Annotated in this window: 17 protein-coding genes; 2 read left to right on the top strand and 15 right to left on the bottom strand. The window is 44.1% G+C overall.

Features of this window, described 5'->3' with window-relative positions; genetic code table 11:
- Both VNZ46_RS19000 and VNZ46_RS18995 read right to left on the bottom strand, forming a co-directional pair.
- The coding region (locus VNZ46_RS19000; RefSeq protein WP_325561595.1) for an efflux RND transporter permease subunit at window positions 1–727 on the bottom strand (727 nt) is incomplete at its 3' end.
- Window positions 728–738: 11 nt separating this feature from the next.
- Window positions 739–2133 (bottom strand): TolC family protein, encoded by a 1395-nt coding sequence (locus VNZ46_RS18995; protein ID WP_325561594.1) that lies wholly within the window; start codon window positions 2131–2133, stop codon window positions 739–741.
- A 157-nt stretch (window positions 2134–2290) separates the two neighbouring features.
- Here VNZ46_RS18995 and VNZ46_RS18990 point away from each other — a divergent pair, with 157 nt between their 5' ends.
- Together VNZ46_RS18990 and VNZ46_RS18985 are read left to right on the top strand one after the other, a co-directional pair.
- On the top strand, window positions 2291–2686 hold the full coding sequence (locus VNZ46_RS18990) for a group III truncated hemoglobin (RefSeq protein WP_325561593.1): 396 nt from the start codon (window positions 2291–2293) through the stop codon (window positions 2684–2686).
- A gap of 529 nt (window positions 2687–3215) precedes the next feature.
- Window positions 3216–4064: a DUF2911 domain-containing protein gene (locus tag VNZ46_RS18985; protein ID WP_325561592.1), complete on the top strand. Its 849-nt coding sequence runs from the start codon at window positions 3216–3218 to the stop codon at window positions 4062–4064.
- Between the two features lie 31 nt (window positions 4065–4095).
- Here VNZ46_RS18985 and VNZ46_RS18980 read toward each other — a convergent pair whose 3' ends face one another.
- The 13 genes from VNZ46_RS18980 to VNZ46_RS18920 form a co-directional block, all read right to left on the bottom strand.
- On the bottom strand, window positions 4096–5802 hold the full coding sequence (locus tag VNZ46_RS18980) for a sodium:solute symporter family transporter (RefSeq protein ID WP_325561591.1): 1707 nt from the start codon (window positions 5800–5802) through the stop codon (window positions 4096–4098).
- Window positions 5799–5930 carry a hypothetical protein gene (locus VNZ46_RS18975; RefSeq protein ID WP_325561590.1) on the bottom strand — a complete coding sequence of 44 codons (132 nt, stop codon included), beginning with the start codon at window positions 5928–5930 and terminating at the stop codon, window positions 5799–5801. The genes VNZ46_RS18980 and VNZ46_RS18975 overlap by 4 nt, the downstream gene beginning before the upstream one ends.
- Window positions 5930–8380 carry a PIG-L family deacetylase gene (locus tag VNZ46_RS18970; RefSeq protein WP_325561589.1) on the bottom strand — a complete coding sequence of 817 codons (2451 nt, stop codon included), beginning with the start codon at window positions 8378–8380 and terminating at the stop codon, window positions 5930–5932. Before VNZ46_RS18970 ends, VNZ46_RS18975 begins: the two co-directional genes overlap by 1 nt.
- A gap of 63 nt (window positions 8381–8443) precedes the next feature.
- Window positions 8444–9049, bottom strand: a complete 606-nt coding sequence (locus VNZ46_RS18965) for a hypothetical protein (RefSeq protein WP_133777807.1) — start codon at window positions 9047–9049, stop codon at window positions 8444–8446.
- Window positions 9050–9093: 44 nt separating this feature from the next.
- Window positions 9094–9522 (bottom strand): DoxX family protein, encoded by a 429-nt coding sequence (locus tag VNZ46_RS18960; protein ID WP_325561588.1) that lies wholly within the window; start codon window positions 9520–9522, stop codon window positions 9094–9096.
- A gap of 50 nt (window positions 9523–9572) precedes the next feature.
- Window positions 9573–10172 (bottom strand): TetR/AcrR family transcriptional regulator, encoded by a 600-nt coding sequence (locus tag VNZ46_RS18955; RefSeq protein WP_325561587.1) that lies wholly within the window; start codon window positions 10170–10172, stop codon window positions 9573–9575.
- A gap of 106 nt (window positions 10173–10278) precedes the next feature.
- A complete protein-coding gene (locus VNZ46_RS18950) occupies window positions 10279–10905 on the bottom strand; it encodes an alpha-ketoglutarate-dependent dioxygenase AlkB (protein WP_325561586.1) in 627 nt (208 codons plus the stop codon).
- A gap of 140 nt (window positions 10906–11045) precedes the next feature.
- Window positions 11046–13025, bottom strand: a complete 1980-nt coding sequence (locus tag VNZ46_RS18945; RefSeq protein WP_325561585.1) for a sensor histidine kinase — start codon at window positions 13023–13025, stop codon at window positions 11046–11048.
- A gap of 115 nt (window positions 13026–13140) precedes the next feature.
- On the bottom strand, window positions 13141–14490 hold the full coding sequence (locus VNZ46_RS18940) for a Gfo/Idh/MocA family protein (protein ID WP_325561584.1): 1350 nt from the start codon (window positions 14488–14490) through the stop codon (window positions 13141–13143).
- Between the two features lie 4 nt (window positions 14491–14494).
- Entirely contained in the window at window positions 14495–15625 is a 1131-nt protein-coding gene (locus tag VNZ46_RS18935; RefSeq protein WP_325561583.1) for an aminoglycoside phosphotransferase family protein, read from the bottom strand.
- A 20-nt stretch (window positions 15626–15645) separates the two neighbouring features.
- Window positions 15646–17259, bottom strand: coding sequence for a glycoside hydrolase family 31 protein (locus VNZ46_RS18930; protein WP_325561582.1), 1614 nt, complete (start codon window positions 17257–17259; stop codon window positions 15646–15648).
- 11 nt (window positions 17260–17270) lie between these two features.
- Window positions 17271–18821 (bottom strand): DUF4832 domain-containing protein, encoded by a 1551-nt coding sequence (locus tag VNZ46_RS18925; protein ID WP_325561581.1) that lies wholly within the window; start codon window positions 18819–18821, stop codon window positions 17271–17273.
- Window positions 18822–18844: 23 nt separating this feature from the next.
- Window positions 18845–19817: DUF5009 domain-containing protein (locus VNZ46_RS18920; RefSeq protein WP_325561580.1), on the bottom strand; the 973-nt coding region annotated here is incomplete at its 5' end.

Below are 19817 nucleotides of genomic sequence, written 5' to 3'. Positions count from 1 at the left end.
TATTTTCGAAATCTTTAATTTTCTGAATGGTATAATTGGTAGGTGTAATGTAATTCTTATTGCCAATCCTCACGTTTCCGGAAGGCGCAGTCTGGTTGTTGACCCGGATGGCCTCAACCACCTGATCTACGGTCAGGTTGTGCGAACGCATTAGGTTCGGGTCTACGTTAATCTCTATCGTACGCGGACTTCCACCAAAAGGTGCTGGTGCCAGCAAACCCGGGATGGCCGTAAAAGAAGAACGGACATAAATATTGGCCATATCCTGCAACTCGTTATTGGAACGGATCGGGCTGCTCAGCACCAATTGTCCAACCGGTAAGGAGGAGGCATCAAAACGAATGATAAAAGGCGGCTGTGAGCCTGGCGGGAAAATGGCCTGGGCCCTGTTGGACAGCGCACTGAGCTCAGAGGCCGCCTGCGCCATATTCGTTCCTTCATAATAAGTAAGCTTCATGAGCATCAAACCTTGTACGTTTTTGGTTTCAATGCTCTTGATCCCATTGGCAAAAAGCAGAATATTGATGTACTGCTTACCAAAATAAGCCTCCATTTGTGTTGGGGTGTAGCCCCCAAAGGGGTGCGCAATATAGATCACCGGTAAGTTCATCTTTGGAAGGATATCCACTTTGATGTCACTGATGGCACCAATCCCAAAGAAGAAAAGTCCGGCAACCAACACCAGGATAGATATCGGTTTTCTAAGTGCGAAACGTATTAGATTCATTGATGTATAGATTAGAATTCGTTTATAAAAAGATCATAATTGCCCAATGCAGCAGATTTAAGCAGCAGTGCCTGCCATACATTGTTGTACGCAATGTCACGGTCGGTTTCTGCCCGGTTCAGGGTATATAAGGCCTGGGTTAAATCCACCATTGTGGTAAGACCATTTTTATATAAAGTACTTTTTTGCAGATAGGCATCTGAAGCCGCCTTGACCTGGATGGGTGCCTCCTTATAATTGTCTATCGCATTTTTCAGCTTCGTATCTGATAAAGCCAATTGTGCCTGCAGTTGTTTGTTGACCAGTTCATACTCGTCCTGAAGCCCTCTGGAAATATACTCCTGTGCTCTAACCTGCGGGTGCGTACGGACGATAGAGGTTAGGTTCCAGACCATCCCAACACCAAAGAGGTAGTTACCACGGGTAGGATTCACCCCATCGGCATAACTTTGAGTAAAGGCCGTCTGGTTCTGTGCATACGCAGAACTGAAGCCCGAACCCCTGCCCTGCATCACACCAAAAAGAGAAAAGGTAGGATAGTAGGATCTTTTATAATAATTGGTTTGTTCATTACTCACATCTACTCTGTTTTTATAGTAGTTTAAAACCGGGTGATTGCTCGTAATCAGCGTATCTGCTCCATATTGTGCCGGAATCCGGGTAATAGACGCTGTATCTATAGTAAAGTTAACCGAAGTGACCCCCATCAGAACGCCCAGCTTATTGGCCTGCTCCTGTTCCAGATCTTTAGCCTTGGTTAAAGAGATTCGGGCATTGGATACCTCTGCCTTGGCCAGAGAAGAATCTACACCGGCAATTAAACCGTTCTTTGCACGCAAAACAGCCGTATTTTGAAACACCAGTGCCCGATCCAGATTTCTCTTCTGCGATAAGGTTAAGCGCTGAGCCGCCAGCAAATTTAAATAGGCCGCAGAGACCCTGATTTCCTGCTGGAAACGCTCCTGCTCCAGGTCCTTTTTATCCCGGTTCAATACCGTCTGGGCAACTTTTATCTTTTCTTTAATCCTTCCGAAAGTAAAAAAATCCCAATTGACATTGGCCAGGTAAAGCGAGCCAAAAGCAGCATTCCAGTTTTGTTTATCGAGTGCAGGCCCTGAGGAGGCGACTGCTAAACCACCCAAACCATAGGATGGCCCATTCTGACCATTGATTGTTCCATAGTCATTTTGTGCCGACAGACTTAGGTTCGGCAAATAATCCCTTTTACTTTGCTTTACAGATTCTTCTGAAGCATGGACATAGTTACCTTTGGCTTTCAGCAGATCATAATTGGTTAGTGCGGTATTTACCGCCTCCTTTAAACTCAGGGTTTGTGCATTTAAAATCCCTGCGCAGATAAAAAGGAAATAAAATAGAAATAAAACAAATGATTTTACGCTAAGCATAGTGTGTATTTTACACTGCAAATTTATTCCGAAGGCATAAATTCAAAGTATGTGCTTCAAATCAATTATTATTTGAATCAAATAATTTGGACAAGAGCACATACTTTACTTTTCTATTACAATTATGCCCATACGGCATTTAAATGCCCTATTTCTTATGCTTACTTTTATGCCCATGAAGGACATCGAGAAAAAAGAAGACCTGAGATTGCTGGTGAATGAATTTTACAATAAGGCGCTGCAAGATGAGCTGATTGGTCCGGTTTTCAAATCTGCTGATTTTTCCTTAACTGCGCATATTCCGGTCATGGTCTCCTTTTGGGAAACTATTTTATTTGATGTGCATACTTACAGCGGAAACCCCATGCTTAAACATATCCAACTGAATCAGTTCATCCCTTTAAAACCAGAACATTTCCAGCGCTGGCTGGTGCTTTGGGAAGATGTACTTAAAACCCATTTTAAAGGAGAAAGAACGGACGAGGCTTTAAAACGGGCATCCTCTATTGCCCAAATGATGCAAATTAAAATTTCCAGGAGCGCACAGCCATAGTTCCGGTAAATCCCCCGGTTGATCACTCCCCCCATAACTAAGATTCAAAACCAACAAATTAAGATGGAAGAACAAGCATACATCTGCATACATTCATGCCTGGAACAGGTTACTAATTGGTTTATTAAAAACAGGGATTAAACAGGGACCAAACAGGGACTAAACAGGGATCAAACAGGAATAAAATACCTGTTCAGTCTCTGTTTTTTTCTTATTTGTTATAGAGATAATTCTTATTTACCTGGAACTATTCACCTCGTAGTATTCAACTAAATACAAACCAAACACATAAAAAACAGAAAGATTAAAAAAGAAACGAAGTGTTCTTTATCCGCCCAGCCTGGTCTCCCGCCCTCTGCACCTTGCTACCGAAAATTCTCGTACGCTGCGGAAAGACCTCAGAGATCTGCGGCTTTTTCAGCCGCCTGATATCGTTAGTCTTGAAGCAGATGTACAGAATTTTCGGCTATAATTACAAAACATCCTATTGAATTCAACAGCTTAACCGTATTTTAGTAAAAAAAACAAAATGAAAACAACCTTAAAAGCATCCCTTCTTGTGCTTCTTGCAGTATCCCTGAATGCTGAACTTAAGGCACAAGGTGTAAAAATTCCACAGGCCAGCAGTGGACAAACCATCACACAAGATTTTGGTTTAGGCAAAATAACCATCAGCTACTCTCGCCCGAATGTGAAAGGCAGAAAGATCTTTGGCGGTCTGGAGTTGTATGGCAATGTGTGGCGCACCGGTGCAAATAGTGCTACAGTAATTAAATTTACAGACGACGTTACTTTTGAAGGCAAACCGGTTCCTGCTGGTGAGTATGAACTTTTCACTATTCCAGGCAAGGAGGAGTGGACGGTAATCCTTAATAAAATGTCTAAACAGTGGGGCGCTTATGAATATAAAGAGTCGGAAGACTTACTGAGGGTTAAGGTAAAACCAGTAGCTTTAAAAGATAAAGTAGAAACCTTTGCCATACAACTGGTCAATGTATATCCAACCAAGGCACAGTTACAATTACAATGGGAAAACACTTCAGTGAGCGTGAACCTGACCACTGATGTAGATACTAAAGTAATGGCGAGCATTGATGAGGCAATGAAAGGGGAGAAAAAACCTTATTTCTCCGCTGCACAATATTACTATGAAAATGGCAAAGATCTGAACAAGGCACTAGAATGGATGAACGCTGCAGAAGCTGCAGATCAAAAAGGTCCGTGGATCAGGTTATGGAAAGGCCGTGTACAGTTAAAAATGGGCGATAAAAAAGGCGCCGCCGCAAGTGCAGAAGCAGGTCTTAAACTGGCAAAAGAATCCAATAATGAAGAATATGTAAGATTAAATTCGGCATTACTGGCTGAAGCCAAGAAATAATTTCTCTATTTTCTTTTAAAAAGGGCCGCCTTCAGGGCTGCCCTTTTTTATGTTGTACAGGCTTTAGTATTTGCTGGAGAAGGAGACTGAGTACAACCACCAGCAAACAGCCGATAACATTAAGCCATAAATACGCCACCACTTTGTAGTAACCGCAAACACAAACCGCTATTTCGGTCAGAATGGCGGCAACAAAGACCGCTTTTCCATCTACCTTTTTCAGATAAAAGGCCACTAAAAACACCCCGAGGATCGTACCATAAATATAAGATCCGAGAATGTTCACCGCTTCGATCAGGTTACCGATCTTACTGGCGTATAAGGCCATCAGAATACATACACCACCCCACAAAATAGTTGCCCACCTGGAGGCATTGAGGTATTGCGGGTCTGTTGCCTGTTTATTGATCAGTCTTTTATAAATATCAATCACACTTGTAGAAGCCAAGGAATTTAAAGCGCTGGCGGTAGAACCCATAGAAGCCAGGAAAATAATCGCGATCAGCAAACCAATTAAGCCTTTTGGAAGGTATTTGGTCACAAAACTGAGGAAGATATAATTGTTGTCGTTGATATCGGCCTTAGGGTCATTTTTCAGCATCAGGTCTGTAGCCTTTTTCCGTATACTTTTGGCCTGCTCATCTGCTTCCTTCAAAACGATCCGCTGCTGGTCTACACGGGTCTGATCTTTCTGGTCTAGTGCAGTTTCCAATTGCTGGAGTTCATGCTGCTTTTTCTTAAAAATATCGGCATATTCTGCTTCAATCTGCTTCAATTCAGGCTGATAGCTGCTGTTTTGTAGTTTATTCAGTTCAAAACTATTGAAGAATACCGGGGGGCGGTTGTATTGATAAAATGCGAAAACCAGTACCCCGATCAGCAGGATCAGGAACTGCATAGGAATTTTAACCAGGCCGTTCATCAGCAAGCCCATACGACTCTGCCCTACGGAGGAACCGGTGAGGTAACGCCCTACCTGGCTTTGATCGGTACCAAAGTAAGAGAGCTGCAGGAAAAAACCACCAATCAGGCCGCTCCAGACCGTATACTGGTTGTTCCAGTCAAATTTAAAATCAATGGCATTGGTACGGCCCATTTTACCGGCAATACTAATGGCCTTGCCTAAGCCTACGCCGGAAGGCAACAGATGTACCACCACTATCCCCGCAGCGAAAAGGCCACAGAAAATGATGGTCATTTGCAGCATTTGTGTATAGGATACGGCTTTTGTTCCCCCATAAACGGTATAAAAAATGACCAGACCGCCGATAAATATGGTCGTATAGGTTGTATTGATGTTCAGTATCGTAGAGAGTATGATCGATGGCGCATAGATGGTAATTCCTGTAGACAAGCCCCGCTGAATGAGAAAAAGAAGGGCGGTTAAGGCCCGGGTATTTAAATCAAAACGCTGTTCTAAGTATTCGTAGGCGGTATAGACCTTTAAGCGATGAAATATAGGAACAAAGGTGATGCACAAGACAATCATTGCCAGGGGCAAACCAAAATAGAATTGTACAAAGCTCATTCCGGTAGAGTATGCAAGGCCGGGCGCAGAAAGAAAAGTAATGGCACTGGCCTGTGTGGCCATCACCGAAAGGCAAACACTGTACCAGGGCATACTTTGGTTGCCCAGCAGATAGCCCTGGATGTTTTGAGCACCACGGCTCTTGTACACCCCATAAACCACAATGGCCAATAAGGTACAGATCAGTACTGCCCAGTCGAGGTTGCTCATTCAAAGTATTTTGTAAAAAGGTAAAACAAAAGGATCAGTACCCCCAGCCAGAGGATCAGCAGCCGGTAAAACTGCTGCCAGCTTTTTACAAAAGGCGGCAGTTCGGGGTCTTTTTTAAGATCCTTCATTATTTGGTATTTTGGTTTGAAATTAAATTGACCAGCAATCGGTATGCGCCTGGTACACCTGCAGGAAGTTCACGGTAAAAGACCAGACCGGAATAGACGTATTTGCCTTTACCATAACTGGCCACGAGCGGTGATCCTTTGGAGGGCTTTTCTCCGGTGTCGTTCATAGACAGTACTGCGGTATATTTTGGATCGATATCTGTAGCGAAATAAATACCACGCTCCTGTACCCAGCCGTCAAAGTCTTTGACGGTGATTTTATTCGGGTAGTTGAGCACCTGGTGCTCCGGTGCCAGGAAACTGACCTTAGCATCTTCTTCTGTAACCCGGTCTCTTGTGAGCTTAAAAGGATATGGCCCCAGGTCGTTGATCTTCAAAGGGCTGTTTACATTGTACTGGATCATCAGGGTCCCTCCTGCCTCTACATATTTGAGCAGTTTAGGCTGCATGGCTTTTACCCGGTCATTGATGTTGTACAGTCGTACTCCGGTAATGATGGCATCAAAGCCGGAGAGATCGGTATTAAGCACCTCATGATCAGAGAGCAGGGTCACTTCATAGCCAATCTGTTTTAAAGACTGGGGGACCAGATCGCCCGCACCGGCAATATAGCCAATCTTTTTGCCAGAGATCTTCAGGTCTACCTGTTCTACACGGGCTTCGGCTAGGGGAAATAAAGTTTGAACGGGAATATGATCATAATTGATGACATGCAAGCCACGGTTAAAAGTTTGACCGTCAGTCTGTATTTTTAAAGAAAGTGTGCCGCTTCGAGTGGATCCTGCCGGGGTAACGGTAAAATTAACCAGCTCCTGATCTCCTTTTGCAACCAGGTTGAAGTCGATCTTCTCTGGCGACACTTTCCATCCATCAGGAACCACTGGAATCAGGGTGCCCTGGCTCCCATCTTTAAAGCTGTTGAGTTGTACAGCAAAATTCCGGGGCTGGTTGCCGTTAAATACATAGGCTTTTTCTGCCAGGGTAGCGGTAACCGGGGGGGCAATCACCAAAGGCTGGTAAATTTCTCCTTTTACCGGATCGGTGTATTTGTAGACTACCGGCCTGTCAAAGCTGATGATTTTTCCTTCGATATTAAAACTGAAGGTGATCTTCGGCAAATTGGGGTTTTCAGGATAGCCAATTAGTAAGGGGTCGTTAATGGTATAGGTGCCAATGGCGTGTTTCTCCGCCAGCCAATAGGGTTGTGATAACTGATCTGCAGAAATTTTGCTCCGTATATTTATGATTTCGTTGCTCTGGGCTGCTGGTGGCGGGGCCACTAAGTCCGACACATCAGAAAATACGATGGAATTTCCCGGACGGATGAGGATCTGCGAGTTTACAGGAATAGATTCTTTTAAGGCATACTGGGCTTGCTTGGCATAGCTTTCGAACCAAAGCCCCGAAGCGGCAACCAGGAGTTCCTTAATCTTTTTTATCTTTTCTGTTTTCCAATAGTCGTCTGATAATTTTTCGGCCGCTGTAAGGATCCTGACCAGGGCCGGTACAGATTTGGAAGGTTCGGTAAGCTGGTAAGCCGCATTGGCCTCCTGGATCAGGCGGCTGATCTCCTGCCCGTCTTTAACACGTGTCCAGGTTTGATCTATGCCTTCAAAAAGATCCTGTTTAGCCGTGGCACCAGCCACCGGGCTAAAATATTCTATGGCCGGCCCACGCTGTTTAGCGGAGCCAAAGCCCTGGCTCTTGTGGTTGGATCTGCTTTCGGCCGCAATTTCTCCGTAACCTTTGCCCAGCAAGGCATTAAAACTACCCACATCTATTTTAAGCTGGTCATCAGAAGTGGTATTGTTGCCTCCAAAATTGAAGGTATTCCAGACCAGGCGTTTGGCCTGCCAGATCTTTACATATTTAAGTTGTTCGGGGAATTGTTTTGGATCCGCAGCTGCACTGAAGGCTTCACGGGCAAGAATAGCAGAAGCAGAATGGTGTCCATGTCCGGCTCTTCCATCTTCAGGGAAACGGGTAATAATTACATCTGGTCTGAATTTACGGATCACCCAGACCACATCGCCCAGGATCTGCTGTTTACCCCATATTTTAAAACTTTCTTCCGGATTCTTTGAAAAGCCAAAATCATTGGCTCTGGTAAAAAACTGTTCTGCACCATCGGTGCGTCTTGCAGCCAGCAGTTCCTGTGTACGGATCAGTCCAAGCAAATCGGCTTGTTCATTTCCGATCAGGTTCTGCCCTCCGTCTCCCCTGGTGAGGGAAAGATAGCCAGTCCTCAATTTACGGCCTTTGGCCAGATAAGCGAGCAGGCGGGTGTTTTCATCATCAGGATGTGCGGCAATATACAAAACGCTGCCTACTACATTCAGAGCTTCGAGATCCTGCTTGATCTCGCCCGAAGGCAGTTGAGTAGAAGTTTGTGCTTTAAGAAAAAACGGGGTTGCAAAAATAAGCAGCAATAAAGAAGCCCTAAGTTTCATATGTATCAGTTAATTTCCGAAATTAATCAATACCAATGAAACTTAGGGCTCCACTCAAATATTTTACAAGAGAATTTTACTGCTGATTTCTTTGTCTATGGTAATAAATCCTGGGTATTTAATGATCGCTCCTGCAACTTTAATGCTTGGTCTGATCTTTAAGGTAACAATACCCTTTTTTTCAGGTCCTCCATTCCTGGCTTTTAAAAAGCCGGTGATGCTTTCCATAGTCTTGCTATTGGAGATAAAAGGATAGATATTGGCGGTCATATTTACCGGTACTACGGTCGATTGTCCGGAGTTTACGTCTACACTTTGATTTACAAAACCATTGGAGATCTCTTCCTGGTTGATCAGGATCTTATATTCAAATTCATTGATAGATGCATCACTGGAAGTTGGATTGGTAATCTCGAGGTTCAGTTTGGCTCTTAAAGGAATATCCCTTCTTAAGAGTCCAAGTGCCAGGCCGGGCAAGCTTCCAATATTTATGTTCTGATCACTGATCAGGCTTTTAATGTCTGTTCCTGCAATGGAGATCTGGTCGGCGGATACGATCCTGTAAGTACATTTTTCAAGTGCTTTGATCTGCTGGGCTTGTTTATTAAGGCCACATCCGGATATAGATATAGTGATTGCCATCAGGCAAAATAACGCGAGTTTCTTCATAATGCTATAACGGCTAAATCTTGGAAATGATATGTTTGGATAAATTAACGTCTTCTGCCTGGTTTTTTACCGATCAGTGCGTCTACGCTGTATCTGCCTGCACCCGAAAACAACAGGAATACATAAACGATCAGATAGTGCCAGGCAAGTTCCTTCTTTTCAAATGCATCAGGTGCATGAATAATAAAAATGGCAACCACCATGGTAACGATCAAAGGAATCACAGCCAGACGGGTAGCCAGACCAAACAGCAAGAGGACAGAACAGCCTACTTCTGCAAAGACAGTGAGGAAGAAAGAAAGTTTTTCACCTAAGCCCAAAGGGTCTCCAAACTGAATTGGGGCACCGTTAAGTACCGGACTTATTTTACTCAGGCCATGGGTCAGCATAAAGGCGGCTATACCTATTCTCAGGAGTAAAAGTGCAAAATCAAGACTTTGGTGGTTGTAGTTGGTGTTAAAGATTCTTCTCATTCTTCAGTTTGTTTTAAAGGTATGAGTTGTAAATATATTATTTTTTGTGCTTAATCAACAAGAGCCTTGGTAAATCCGGCCATCGCATCTTGTACAATCATCTTTTTGGTAACGTCTGGTTTCCCACTCTCAATCATTTGTATGGATACCAATCCATGCAGAATGGACCAGTAGGTGTGGAATTTCAGAAAGTAGTCTGCTTCCGGGTTTTTGCTGCCTGCAATGGCTTCTTTTATGGTAGAGATCATCAGTGCGGTCATTTCCTGCAGTTCGGGAACTTTTTTAACGGTATCGCAGGCGGGAATGCCCAGGCCGAACATGAGCTGGTAATATTCTTTATTGTCGAAAGCGAAGTCCCAATAGGCATCTCCCATGGCTGCAAGCTGCTTTGCCGGGTCTGCATGTGTTGCTTTGACTTCCCTTAGGGTTTCGGCCAGCTTTTCAAAACCTTCTTTGGTAAATTCGAGCAGAATGGCTTCTTTGTTTTCAAAGTGGTTATAGATCACTGGAATGCTGTATTCTATAGCATCTGCAATTTTCCGGATAGAAAGAGATTGCCAGCCGTCTGTGATCACCAGCTGCCAGGCGGCCTCCAGGATTCCGATCCGGATACTTTCTTTGTGACGTAGTTTGCGCTCTGCGATTCCCATGCTTATCATTTTAGTTAACAGTGTTAGCAAAAATAAGTCTATTCATCAGAGAAAAGAAATGATCTGCTGCAATCTGACTTTAACTTAACAAAAAGCTGTTTATGGCCTAGATATGGATATATCTAAAGGTTAAATTGATCCTCGGTGCTGCCGGGCGGGCGAGTTTCGGTAAGCGGTGTTCCCAGATCCTTTGGGTATCTCCGCGCATCAGCAACAGGCTGCCATGCTCGAGTTCAACGGAGATGACAGGGAGCTTTTCTTTGTAGTTCCGGAATTGGAAGATACGCTGGGCTCCGAAACTAACTGATGCAATGACGGGGTATTCTCCAAGTTCTTTTTCGTTGTCTCTGTGCCAGCCCATGCTGTCTTTTTCATCTCGGTAGTAATTGAGCAGGCAGGCGTTAAAAGGGGCATTGCATTTTTCTTCTACTTTTTGCTTGATCTCTTTCAGCGCTGCTGTCCACATCGTGGCTTGCATGCTTAGGCCGGAGTAAGTATAGGTAATTTCCGGTCCTCCATAAAAAGCGGTTAACCTGGGTTGCATTACTGTTTTTCCAAACATTTTAATGGGTTCCTGCTTCCATTGGACTTGCTTTGTTAAAGTGTCTAAATAGCTGTCGCTGTCCTCTTTTGGGAAGAAATCCGGGAAGAAAAGCACTTCTGAAGGATGAGTAAGTACATTGACATGTTCGCCGTAAACGAAAGGATCCATATTGAGCTGTTGAGTCTTCAAAGTTACGAGCTTTATTCCGGATATAGCGCTTAGTTGTAAGGATATGCATCCTGGACCTGGCTGGATTGCAATTTTGCTTAGCCTCAATGCTCTGCAATTTGCTGGAAACACCAGACAAGCCAGCCAATTTCACACCGGACCTACTTCTCAACCAATGCAGGTAAGCTAAAGTAAAAAATGACATGATGTCCTTCTACCCTGACTTTTAAAACGCCTTTATTTGCAGAAATGTACTCCCTGGCCAGAAGCAAACCAAGCCCTACGCCACTCTCCTTTGCAGTTCCGCGGGTAGAAAGGTGATTGTTTTCTTTCAGCAAATTTTCCAGCTGAAGTTCCGAAACACCCGCTGTGACATTGTCTACTATGACATAGACTCCGTCTTCACCGTTACTCAAAACCAATGTAATTTGCTGTCCGATCGGAGTGAATTTAATCGCATTATCCATCAGGTTCCTTAAAACCAGCTGAATTTGGTTTTCATCGGCGAAAACCGGACAGGAACTATCAGCCTGCAGGACCAATTCCAGTCTTTTACTCTTTGCGAGTGGTCCGTACACCAGCATCAATCCTTCCGCCATCTCTTTCAAATCAAAAGACACCGGATCACTACTCACCGATTCCATTTGGCTCTTGGCCCAGTAGAGCAGGTTATCCAGGGTATGGTAAATCTGGTCTATGTTCTCCCTGCTGCTGTTGAGGAGCATTTTCAGCTCATTCAATTCCAGCAGGTCCATATCCGTTAAGAAAAAGATGCTTTTTAAACTGTTAAAAGGACTGCGCAAATCATGCGCGATGATGGAGAACAGCTTATCCTTTACCGCATTGGAAGCTTCCAGGGTTCTTACAGCTTCCAGATATCGCTCTGTTCGCTGCTTAACCACGACTTCCAGCCTGGCTTGTTCTGAGATGATCAGCTCCATATTCTCCTTTTGGGCGGCAATCTTATCGCGGCGCAACGTATTATAATGATCCGCAAGACCAAAAGCCAGGAAAAGAAGTTCGAACGTAAACCCCATAGGCCCAACTTCAAAAGACCAATCGTGGTAAGAAACGAGTTCCAAGCGGGCCAGGAACAAGTAAACCAAAGCAATACAGATAAAAGACCAGGCCAGCAGGAAATAAATAGCAGGCCTGTGCCCGTTAAGAAAGGCCTTAAACCCAACAAACCACAAAAGTAACCCGGTGGCCAGAAAAAGTAGGTTCACTGATCTGGATATCAATAGTTTTCCGCCGAATACACTAATGACTAAGATGACCAACCAACAAACAGTCAATGTGTTGAATAGCCACAAATACCCCTTCAGCCTTGATTTGGCACTTAGGAATTCTTTAGAAAAGTAAATCACCGACACACAGGCCAGACTGGCAAACAAATGCGGATAAAGATTAAAGAATATTTTTGTTGAATTTCCAAAAACATAGCTGTAACCCCGGGTATATAAAATCATGTAGCCAAATATTCCGGCAACATAGAGTGCATAATACAGGTACATCCTATCCTTGAGACCAAAATAAAGAAAAAGGTTAAACAACATCAAGGTGAGCAATACACCGATATAGAACAGTTCAAAGCGTGTCTTCGAGTTGAAACCCTTCAATAAGGTTTCTGCAGTACCTATTTTTAAGGCCAGCAGCATCATATTGTTAGACTTTACCCGCATATAGACGGTTTGTACAACAGAACCAGTATCCGGATCAGGCAAACTGAATACAAAATTTTTACCCGAAATCACATCTTCGCTTGAAGGATACAAACTCCCCCCGTGCAGATGTTTTGTTTTACCACCGGGTAAAGTAGTATAAAGATCAATATCTTCGATATTCGGGACATCAATAACCAGAAAACTATTGCGTTCGGGAATGTTTTTGTAACTGAATTTAATCCAGAAAGCCGAAGTGCTGGTCCCCAGATCCAGAATCTCATTTTTGGACCGTCGGAATTTACCGGCATTGTCCAGTGCTTTAATCTCCTGAAGGGTCATTTTAGCTGGCTTATCCTCAAGATAGCTCAGATTCCGACCGATGTTATGGTATCCGGAACTTTGCAAATCAAGTACTTGCGGCGAAGCCAGGAGAGGGAGCGCAATGAAAAATAAAATATGCACCAGCAGGTACCTCATAGAATACAGAACTTATTGACCTAATTTAAGGATTTTCCCCGTACTTTAAATCATAAGTAATGCAGAATTATTTTTTAACTCCCCTGCACAGTTAAGTTACAGGGGAATTAAATATCTAAAAACCACTATTGTCCAGTGCGAATGTATTTTTAAGATCCTTCCATTTGCCTTTAGTAAAATCCGGAAACTGTTGGGGCATATTCCCTTCGGCTATGGATTTCTCGGAAAGGGGCGTAATGACACTCATCGTTAGTGAATCATAAATATCTACAGGCGTTTGCCGGCGTTGTTTAACAGATTCTACGAAAGCATTAAAAACAAACCAGTCCATCCCTCCATGTCCCGCTCCATCGGCCTGATGTGCATATTTTTGCCAAAGAGGGTGATCATACTTGTCCAGCCAGACTTTCGCTTTATCCCATTCGTCATAACTGGCAGATTTTCCCTCCACATAAATCGCATCTGCAACATCCATCCACAGGCCCTGCGTTCCCTGCACCCGGAAGCCCAGAGAATAAGGCCTTGGCAAATGCGTATCATGGGTGAGCGTTACAGTTTCTCCGTTTGCACAATTGAGCATCGTGGTGACCAGATCGCCGTTCTTAAAATTCACAGACAAGTTTTTATTTCCAGGAGATACTTTCTCAATATATTGATGCAGACCCCTGGATTTAGACGCAAAAGAAACCAGATTGGTAAACTGATTGCCTTTATTGATGTCGATATATTGCATAATGGGCCCTATTCCATGTGTAGGATAGATATCTCCATTGCGGACTGCATTCCACTGCGTCCGCCATTGGGCTTCACCTACGGTATTGGGCCCAAATTCTCCCCCCTTACCGTCAAAACTCTTCCCATCGTTAAATAAAACGCCACGGAGATCATGCTGGTATCCGCCCTCCAGGTGGATCAGTTCTCCAAAAACCTGGTTTCGAACCATATTTAATACCGCCAGTACGTCACGCCGGTAACAGACATTCTCTAAGGTCATGTAAGGAACTTTGGTTTCTTCATAAACTTTTAAAATTTCCCAATGGTCTTCTACAGTAATTCCGGCTATAACTTCACAGCCGACATATTTCCCAGCCCGCATGGCATCAATAGCCTGCTCCTTATGAAATTCCCAGGGTGTGGCAATGATCACCGCATCTATATCTTTACGTTCCAATAATTTCTTATAGGCATCAAGACCTCCTGTATATTCGGCCGGTAATTTCTTTCCTGCCTTTACAAATTGCGCGCGGCAATATTTCAAGGAACTCTCCTGAGTATCGCAAATAGCGGTTATTTCAACATCAGACCGAAGAAGCCCTTCTGTAATATGATTTCGGCCTCTTAATCCTACGCCAATATATCCCAGACGGATCTTGTCTTTTGCCCGGGCAAACAGCAAACTGGATGGCATCAAGGTTAGTCCTGCCAATCCTACAACCCCATTTACGCAAAAATGTCTTCTATTCATGATCTTATAATTTAACAAAGTGTTTCCTATACTTTTTTGCCTCGGCCAGGATTGTCTTTTCCATAGCGGTGGCTTGTGCTTCCAGTAATTTCAGCAACTGAAGCTGTGCCCTGGTGCGTTCCAGATTATGCTCGACAGACCTGATCTTATAGTATTTATCGCCATTCAGATAATCGGTCAGAAACCTGACAGCCTGCATATAGGGCATTAAAAGCACACCCTTTATTAATGATCGCAGCTCCCACTCCTTTAAAAAGCTGGCCGCGGATTCCATATAGCCTTTGGTATAAGCATTGAACAGGTCCAGGTTGAGCTGAATACGGGACAATTCTATTTCATCTTCAGCAGCAGTATTGGCAATGGTACGAATGGCATCCCCAAAGTCATAAGCCACATAACCAGCCATCACGGTATCCAGGTCAATGACACATTGAGCATTTCCCTTCAGATCCAGCAATACATTATTGAATTTGGTATCGTTGTGGATGACCCTTCTTGGCAGTGTCAGTTGTTGTGCTGCTTCCTGGAAGAAAGACATGACTTCACTGCGTTTTTTTATAGCCTCCAGTTCCTGGAAAACAAGCCCGGCACGCCCCTTAGGATTCTCCTTGACCGCCTGGTTTAATTGGCCCAGTCTTTTTTTGATGTTGTGAAAATCAGGGATCACTTCATGCATAATGTCTGCAGGAAGGTCAGAAAGCATGGCCTGGAATTTCCCGAAGGCCTTTCCTCCTTCATAGGCTTGTTTTTCTGTTTCCACAACATCATAGCTGCGGGTGTCTTTTAAAAAGAGACACATCCGCCAGTAATGGCCATTGCTGTCTTCATAAAAATACGGTCCTGTTTTAGTAGCGATCAGTGTCATGACTTCTTTCTGAGGATCTCCTTCGCCTGATGCGTCCATTTTGCCCTTGAGGTGAGCAATAACCCGGCACATGTTTTCTGTAAGACGGGGTACATCTGTAAATATGTCATTATTGATCTTCTGCAGTAAATAGTCGTACTCCGTACCCGCCAGATTTTTTAAACGATAGGTATCGTTGATGTGTCCTGATCCATAAGGCTTAAGTGTAGAGACATCCACATGGCATCTGAATTTAGATGTGATTTCAAATAAGTTCTTAATTCTTCCCAAAATAAAGCTTTTAAGTTTAACTAGTTACGGTTTAATAGTTCAAATACAGGCAACCTGTCTGGCGCCACTTCTGTTGTAAGGATTGCAGGGCCTTTTATTTTCTTGCCCAGGTCATCTCTCCAGCTGCCTTTTGGCAGATAAATGGTTTTGACCAGGCTACTTGTCAGTACCGGGGCAACCAGGTATTTGCTGCCCAGCATAAACTGTCCTTTTACATCGGCCAAGCCCTGGTTAGGAAATTCATACTCCATACTGCGGGCAATGGGTTCGCCCGTTGAGGCCGATTGTTTTGCCAATTGAAGAATATAGGGTGTGTATTTAGCACGAATATCTACAGCCTTTTTAATGGCTGACAGGTTCTCCTTTGACAATACCCTCCATGGTGCAGCCGAAAATTGCATCATAGGCATTAAGGCCGAGCACTGCGCCGAGCGGACCACCAGTTGTTCATCCAGTTTATCTTTACCGATGAACGACCCGTATTCTCCGCCCCCAATCATATCGGGGCAGCTGAACTGGTATCCCAGCAGACCAGCAGTAGTGAGGTGTGGTATCAGTTTTTGCAGATCCTCCCAATTGTGTTTTTTATCGCGCAGCCGTTGTACTAAAGGCTCGCCGCCCATTTTCCACATGGCCCGGTACTCATTGAGTGGATAGTATAAGCCCATTTCGCCCCAAAGCCGGCTGTGTTCATTAGGGCTTGCCTTTTTAAAGGACAGTGAACTTGAGGGGTAAAAATCGGCATCTCCTGCGTCGAATTTAAAGCCATCCAGATGGTAGGTGTTGACCATATGATCTAAACGGCTGCGAAACCATGTTTTGGCATCTGGGTTGGTAAAATCAAGCACCGCACTAAAGCCATTCCACCAGGAGATCAGGGCAGGTTTTTCTGCTTTTTCCCAGGTTTTACCTGCTTCTCCTTCGTTGTCAAACAGCAGAAATTTTTTGGCCAACAGTTCTCTAAAAACTTCGGTGTCTGGAGATACAAAGGGGCTCATCCACAGCATGACTTTAAAACCCAAATGGTGCAGTGTATCTACCATAGCGGCTGCATTACTGAACCGATCTGATCTGAAATCAAACCTGCCATAATAATCTGCCCAGTTGTCGTCGATCATGATTACTCCGGGTGGGAAACCCTGGTCAATAATTGCCCTGGCATAACTTAAAATATCCTTTTGATTCTGGTTGTAAACCAGTTCTATCCAGGTATTGTATTGTGGCCGGCTCAATAATAAGGTATCTGGCAGTTTATTTTTGGACGGGAAGAAACGTTTTGAGGCGTTGCTAAAAGCCTCACGCAAATTTTTTCCTGCCGAATCAATGACGAGTATCGATTTGGAATGGCTGATGCTTAGTCTGTTTTTATCAAAAGTGAATTTAAATGGCTCCTCACTCCAGATGAACCTGCCCTTGCTAGATACCAACAGTGGTGCAGCCTGGTTACCACGGGTATCGCCATTCATATCCAGACTGTAACCATCTTTAAAAGGCATCAGGTGGGCATCGTTTACAGCGCCTCCGTACCATTTTTCGCCGTCTTTAACAGGAACGACTGTTTGCGCGGCGAGCTTTGCATCTGTAAGGCTTGCCATTACAACTAAAAACAGGCCCGTTATAAAGATCTTCATCATATACTTTCTTTTTATTGAACTTTTAGGATATGGCTTAACTTATTATAACCTGTAGCTGCTTCCCAAACATCATTATTGGCCAGGCGGATACTAAACTCCGGTTTCGCCGCAATACTGGCATAAGCATCGGGCAGGCTCAGCAGCATTTCATAGTCACCAGCAGGGAAATCGGCAGGGATTTTAATGCTTTCTGTTACCTTGTTATCGCCGCTATACCATTTCCTCACATCGGCGGCCATCTCAAATGATTTTACTTCGTGTGTTTTGGTATTTCGCAACAGTAATTTCGCCGGGCGTTTATTATAAGGGGAGGCATAACCCGCATTTTTGATGTTTAAGACAAAGTTTAAGCTGGTGCCTTTGACCAGATTGTCTGGCAGCTGTGCACTTTGTAAAACAAAACGATAGCCAAGGTTGCGTTTAATATGATCCATACAACCACCGTCCTGCCAGTCGTTGTTAACTTCTGTATTGTAATGTGCATTAATGAAACTGTAATGCAGGGCGGCAAATTCTGCCTGGATTTTGCCGGCAGGCTCGCAGTCGTTGGCTGGACTATAATCATCTGAGCAGGTTTCGCCACCCACAACAACAAACTTGCTGTCTGCTTTGGAGTAATCTTTAAGGGTATTCAATACCGTGCCGTCAGAAGCACGTGGACTTGAATTGTTGCCATAATCTTCATAAGTACCAAAATCGTTGGCGCTAGCCATGAAACAATCGTTGTGGTAGCCTAAACGGGCAATATCACTTCCACTAAATGCACCACTTTCCGTTAATGGAGGAGAACTAAGAGGGGAATTAATGCCGTAGAGGTAGCGCTGCTTTAATTGTGGATAGCGCAGCTGGATCATCCGGTCGGCTGGTACAGCGTCGAGCATGGCTTTGATCACTTCTATCCGGTCTTTCCAGTTGTTGTCTGTCAGTTTGTTGTCCTGACCGCCATTGTTGGAGGCATCTCCAAAAAAATCACTGTAGTATTGCTCTCCCCAGGTGCCTATAAAGCCCAATTGCACACAGGCGATCACATCGGCATTGTCATGCAGGACTGGCTTCAACTGTGTAATGTGGTTAAGGATAACCGCTTTTGGTGCATCACCATACAAGGGGCAAATAAAACCTTCTGGACAATTACCCGGCTTTGCAGTGGCCGTGTAGACAAAACGGGGGATCAATTTAACCCCGGCCGCACGTGCGGCGTCGAAATCCTTTTTTAGATTGGTCAGGAACGATCCGGATATGGCTTTATTCACCACATCATCTAAAATATAATACCTGAAAACGAGCGTACTTGACACTTTGTAGTTTGCACTTTCTATGGATTGCGGGGAGCGGTAGCTTTTCAGTTCTGCCTCTGTTAAGACAGTGTAATTGCTGGAATGTACTTCAGAGTAGCGGTAGAAGCCACGTTCCGGATTAGGAAAATCCTCGTTACTTTCTGTGTAGGTAACATTTAGCCTTTCCACTTTAACCAGTTCATCTTCCTTATTTTTGCACGAAATGAACAGCAGTACCGTAATTAAGCAAATACTGCATGCATAGGCTATATATTTTCTTATCATGATGGTATTTTATCAGGTTTAGTTTATAGTTTAAAAAAGATGTTCCGCTTATACAGCCAGTAACACAGCCCCCATTCCAGAATTAATGCAGCGAAGGCCGATACTACTGCGGCTATATTGAGGGACACATTTAAGAACAGGTGTAGCATATCACCTGTAAAAATGGCGACTTTGGCATTTAGCCATTGTACGCCAACTGTTTCGAAGAACAGATAAATAAATATGGCATTCATCCCCACTACGGTAAAGATCCAGGCATATTTGATATTCTGCTTTACATCAACCAGCCAATACACTGCGGCCAGGATCAGTAATACCCAGCCCACAGAAGCAAATGTGAACGAGCTTGTGCTGATCCGTTTGATCATTGGAGTAAGGCCTGACAGGTCAAGGCCAAACCCGATGACCAGACCAATCAGCCCTGCGATGATCAATGCTTTGATTTTGTAGGCACTGGTCTTTTCGGAGATCAGCAGTTTACCTGCCAGTACCCCCCAAATGGTATGCGCTGCTGTAGGGATACAATTGATGGCTACCCAACCGTCGCTGTTTATCTTACCCATGAGCAAGGTATCTACGTAGGCACCAAAATTTTTTCCCTGGGTAAAGGGCTGATCGAATCCTGGTATCTCCATGGTACGGTACAAGACTTCGGTTAACAACAGCAAGCCAATACTGAAGGCAAACTGCCAGGTAAAAGACTTGTTAATCATCAAATAGGCGAGCACAGTAGTGAACGCCAACTGCGTGAGCACATTCCAAAGCTCCCATACAGGCTTACCGGCATAAAAACAATGCAACGCAATTCCACAGATGAAAAGTTTCAGACTGCGAATACAAACATGACTAAGATTATCACCCCAGCTTTGGCCCTTTGCCAGTTTACGATGGTAAGAAATATACATCGCAGCGCCAGCCATGAACATGAATGCCGGCTGCACCAGATCCCAGAATCGCAGTCCGTGCCAGGGATGATGAAAGAACTGAAGGATTAAA

Source organism: Pedobacter sp. (assembly GCF_035566355.1).
GTDB lineage: Bacteria > Bacteroidota > Bacteroidia > Sphingobacteriales > Sphingobacteriaceae > Pedobacter.
The sequence above is the reverse complement of the archived record's forward strand: the minus strand, read 5'-3'. Positions and strand labels throughout refer to the sequence as shown.

What these genes read in the sequence shown, in the direction of transcription:
- VNZ46_RS18995 (WP_325561594.1), bottom strand. Translation starts at nt 2,133, where the DNA reads ATGCTTAGCGTAAAATCATTTGTTTTATTTCTATTTTATTTCCTTTTT.
- VNZ46_RS18990 (WP_325561593.1), top strand. Translation starts at nt 2,291, where the DNA reads ATGCTTACTTTTATGCCCATGAAGGACATCGAGAAAAAAGAAGACCTG.
- VNZ46_RS18985 (WP_325561592.1), top strand. Translation starts at nt 3,216, where the DNA reads ATGAAAACAACCTTAAAAGCATCCCTTCTTGTGCTTCTTGCAGTATCC.
- VNZ46_RS18980 (WP_325561591.1), bottom strand. Translation starts at nt 5,802, where the DNA reads ATGAGCAACCTCGACTGGGCAGTACTGATCTGTACCTTATTGGCCATT.
- VNZ46_RS18975 (WP_325561590.1), bottom strand. Translation starts at nt 5,930, where the DNA reads ATGAAGGATCTTAAAAAAGACCCCGAACTGCCGCCTTTTGTAAAAAGC.
- VNZ46_RS18970 (WP_325561589.1), bottom strand. Translation starts at nt 8,380, where the DNA reads ATGAAACTTAGGGCTTCTTTATTGCTGCTTATTTTTGCAACCCCGTTT.
- VNZ46_RS18965 (WP_133777807.1), bottom strand. Translation starts at nt 9,049, where the DNA reads ATGAAGAAACTCGCGTTATTTTGCCTGATGGCAATCACTATATCTATA.
- VNZ46_RS18960 (WP_325561588.1), bottom strand. Translation starts at nt 9,522, where the DNA reads ATGAGAAGAATCTTTAACACCAACTACAACCACCAAAGTCTTGATTTT.
- VNZ46_RS18955 (WP_325561587.1), bottom strand. Translation starts at nt 10,172, where the DNA reads ATGGGAATCGCAGAGCGCAAACTACGTCACAAAGAAAGTATCCGGATC.
- VNZ46_RS18945 (WP_325561585.1), bottom strand. Translation starts at nt 13,025, where the DNA reads ATGAGGTACCTGCTGGTGCATATTTTATTTTTCATTGCGCTCCCTCTC.
- VNZ46_RS18940 (WP_325561584.1), bottom strand. Translation starts at nt 14,490, where the DNA reads ATGAATAGAAGACATTTTTGCGTAAATGGGGTTGTAGGATTGGCAGGA.
- VNZ46_RS18930 (WP_325561582.1), bottom strand. Translation starts at nt 17,259, where the DNA reads ATGATGAAGATCTTTATAACGGGCCTGTTTTTAGTTGTAATGGCAAGC.
- VNZ46_RS18925 (WP_325561581.1), bottom strand. Translation starts at nt 18,821, where the DNA reads ATGATAAGAAAATATATAGCCTATGCATGCAGTATTTGCTTAATTACG.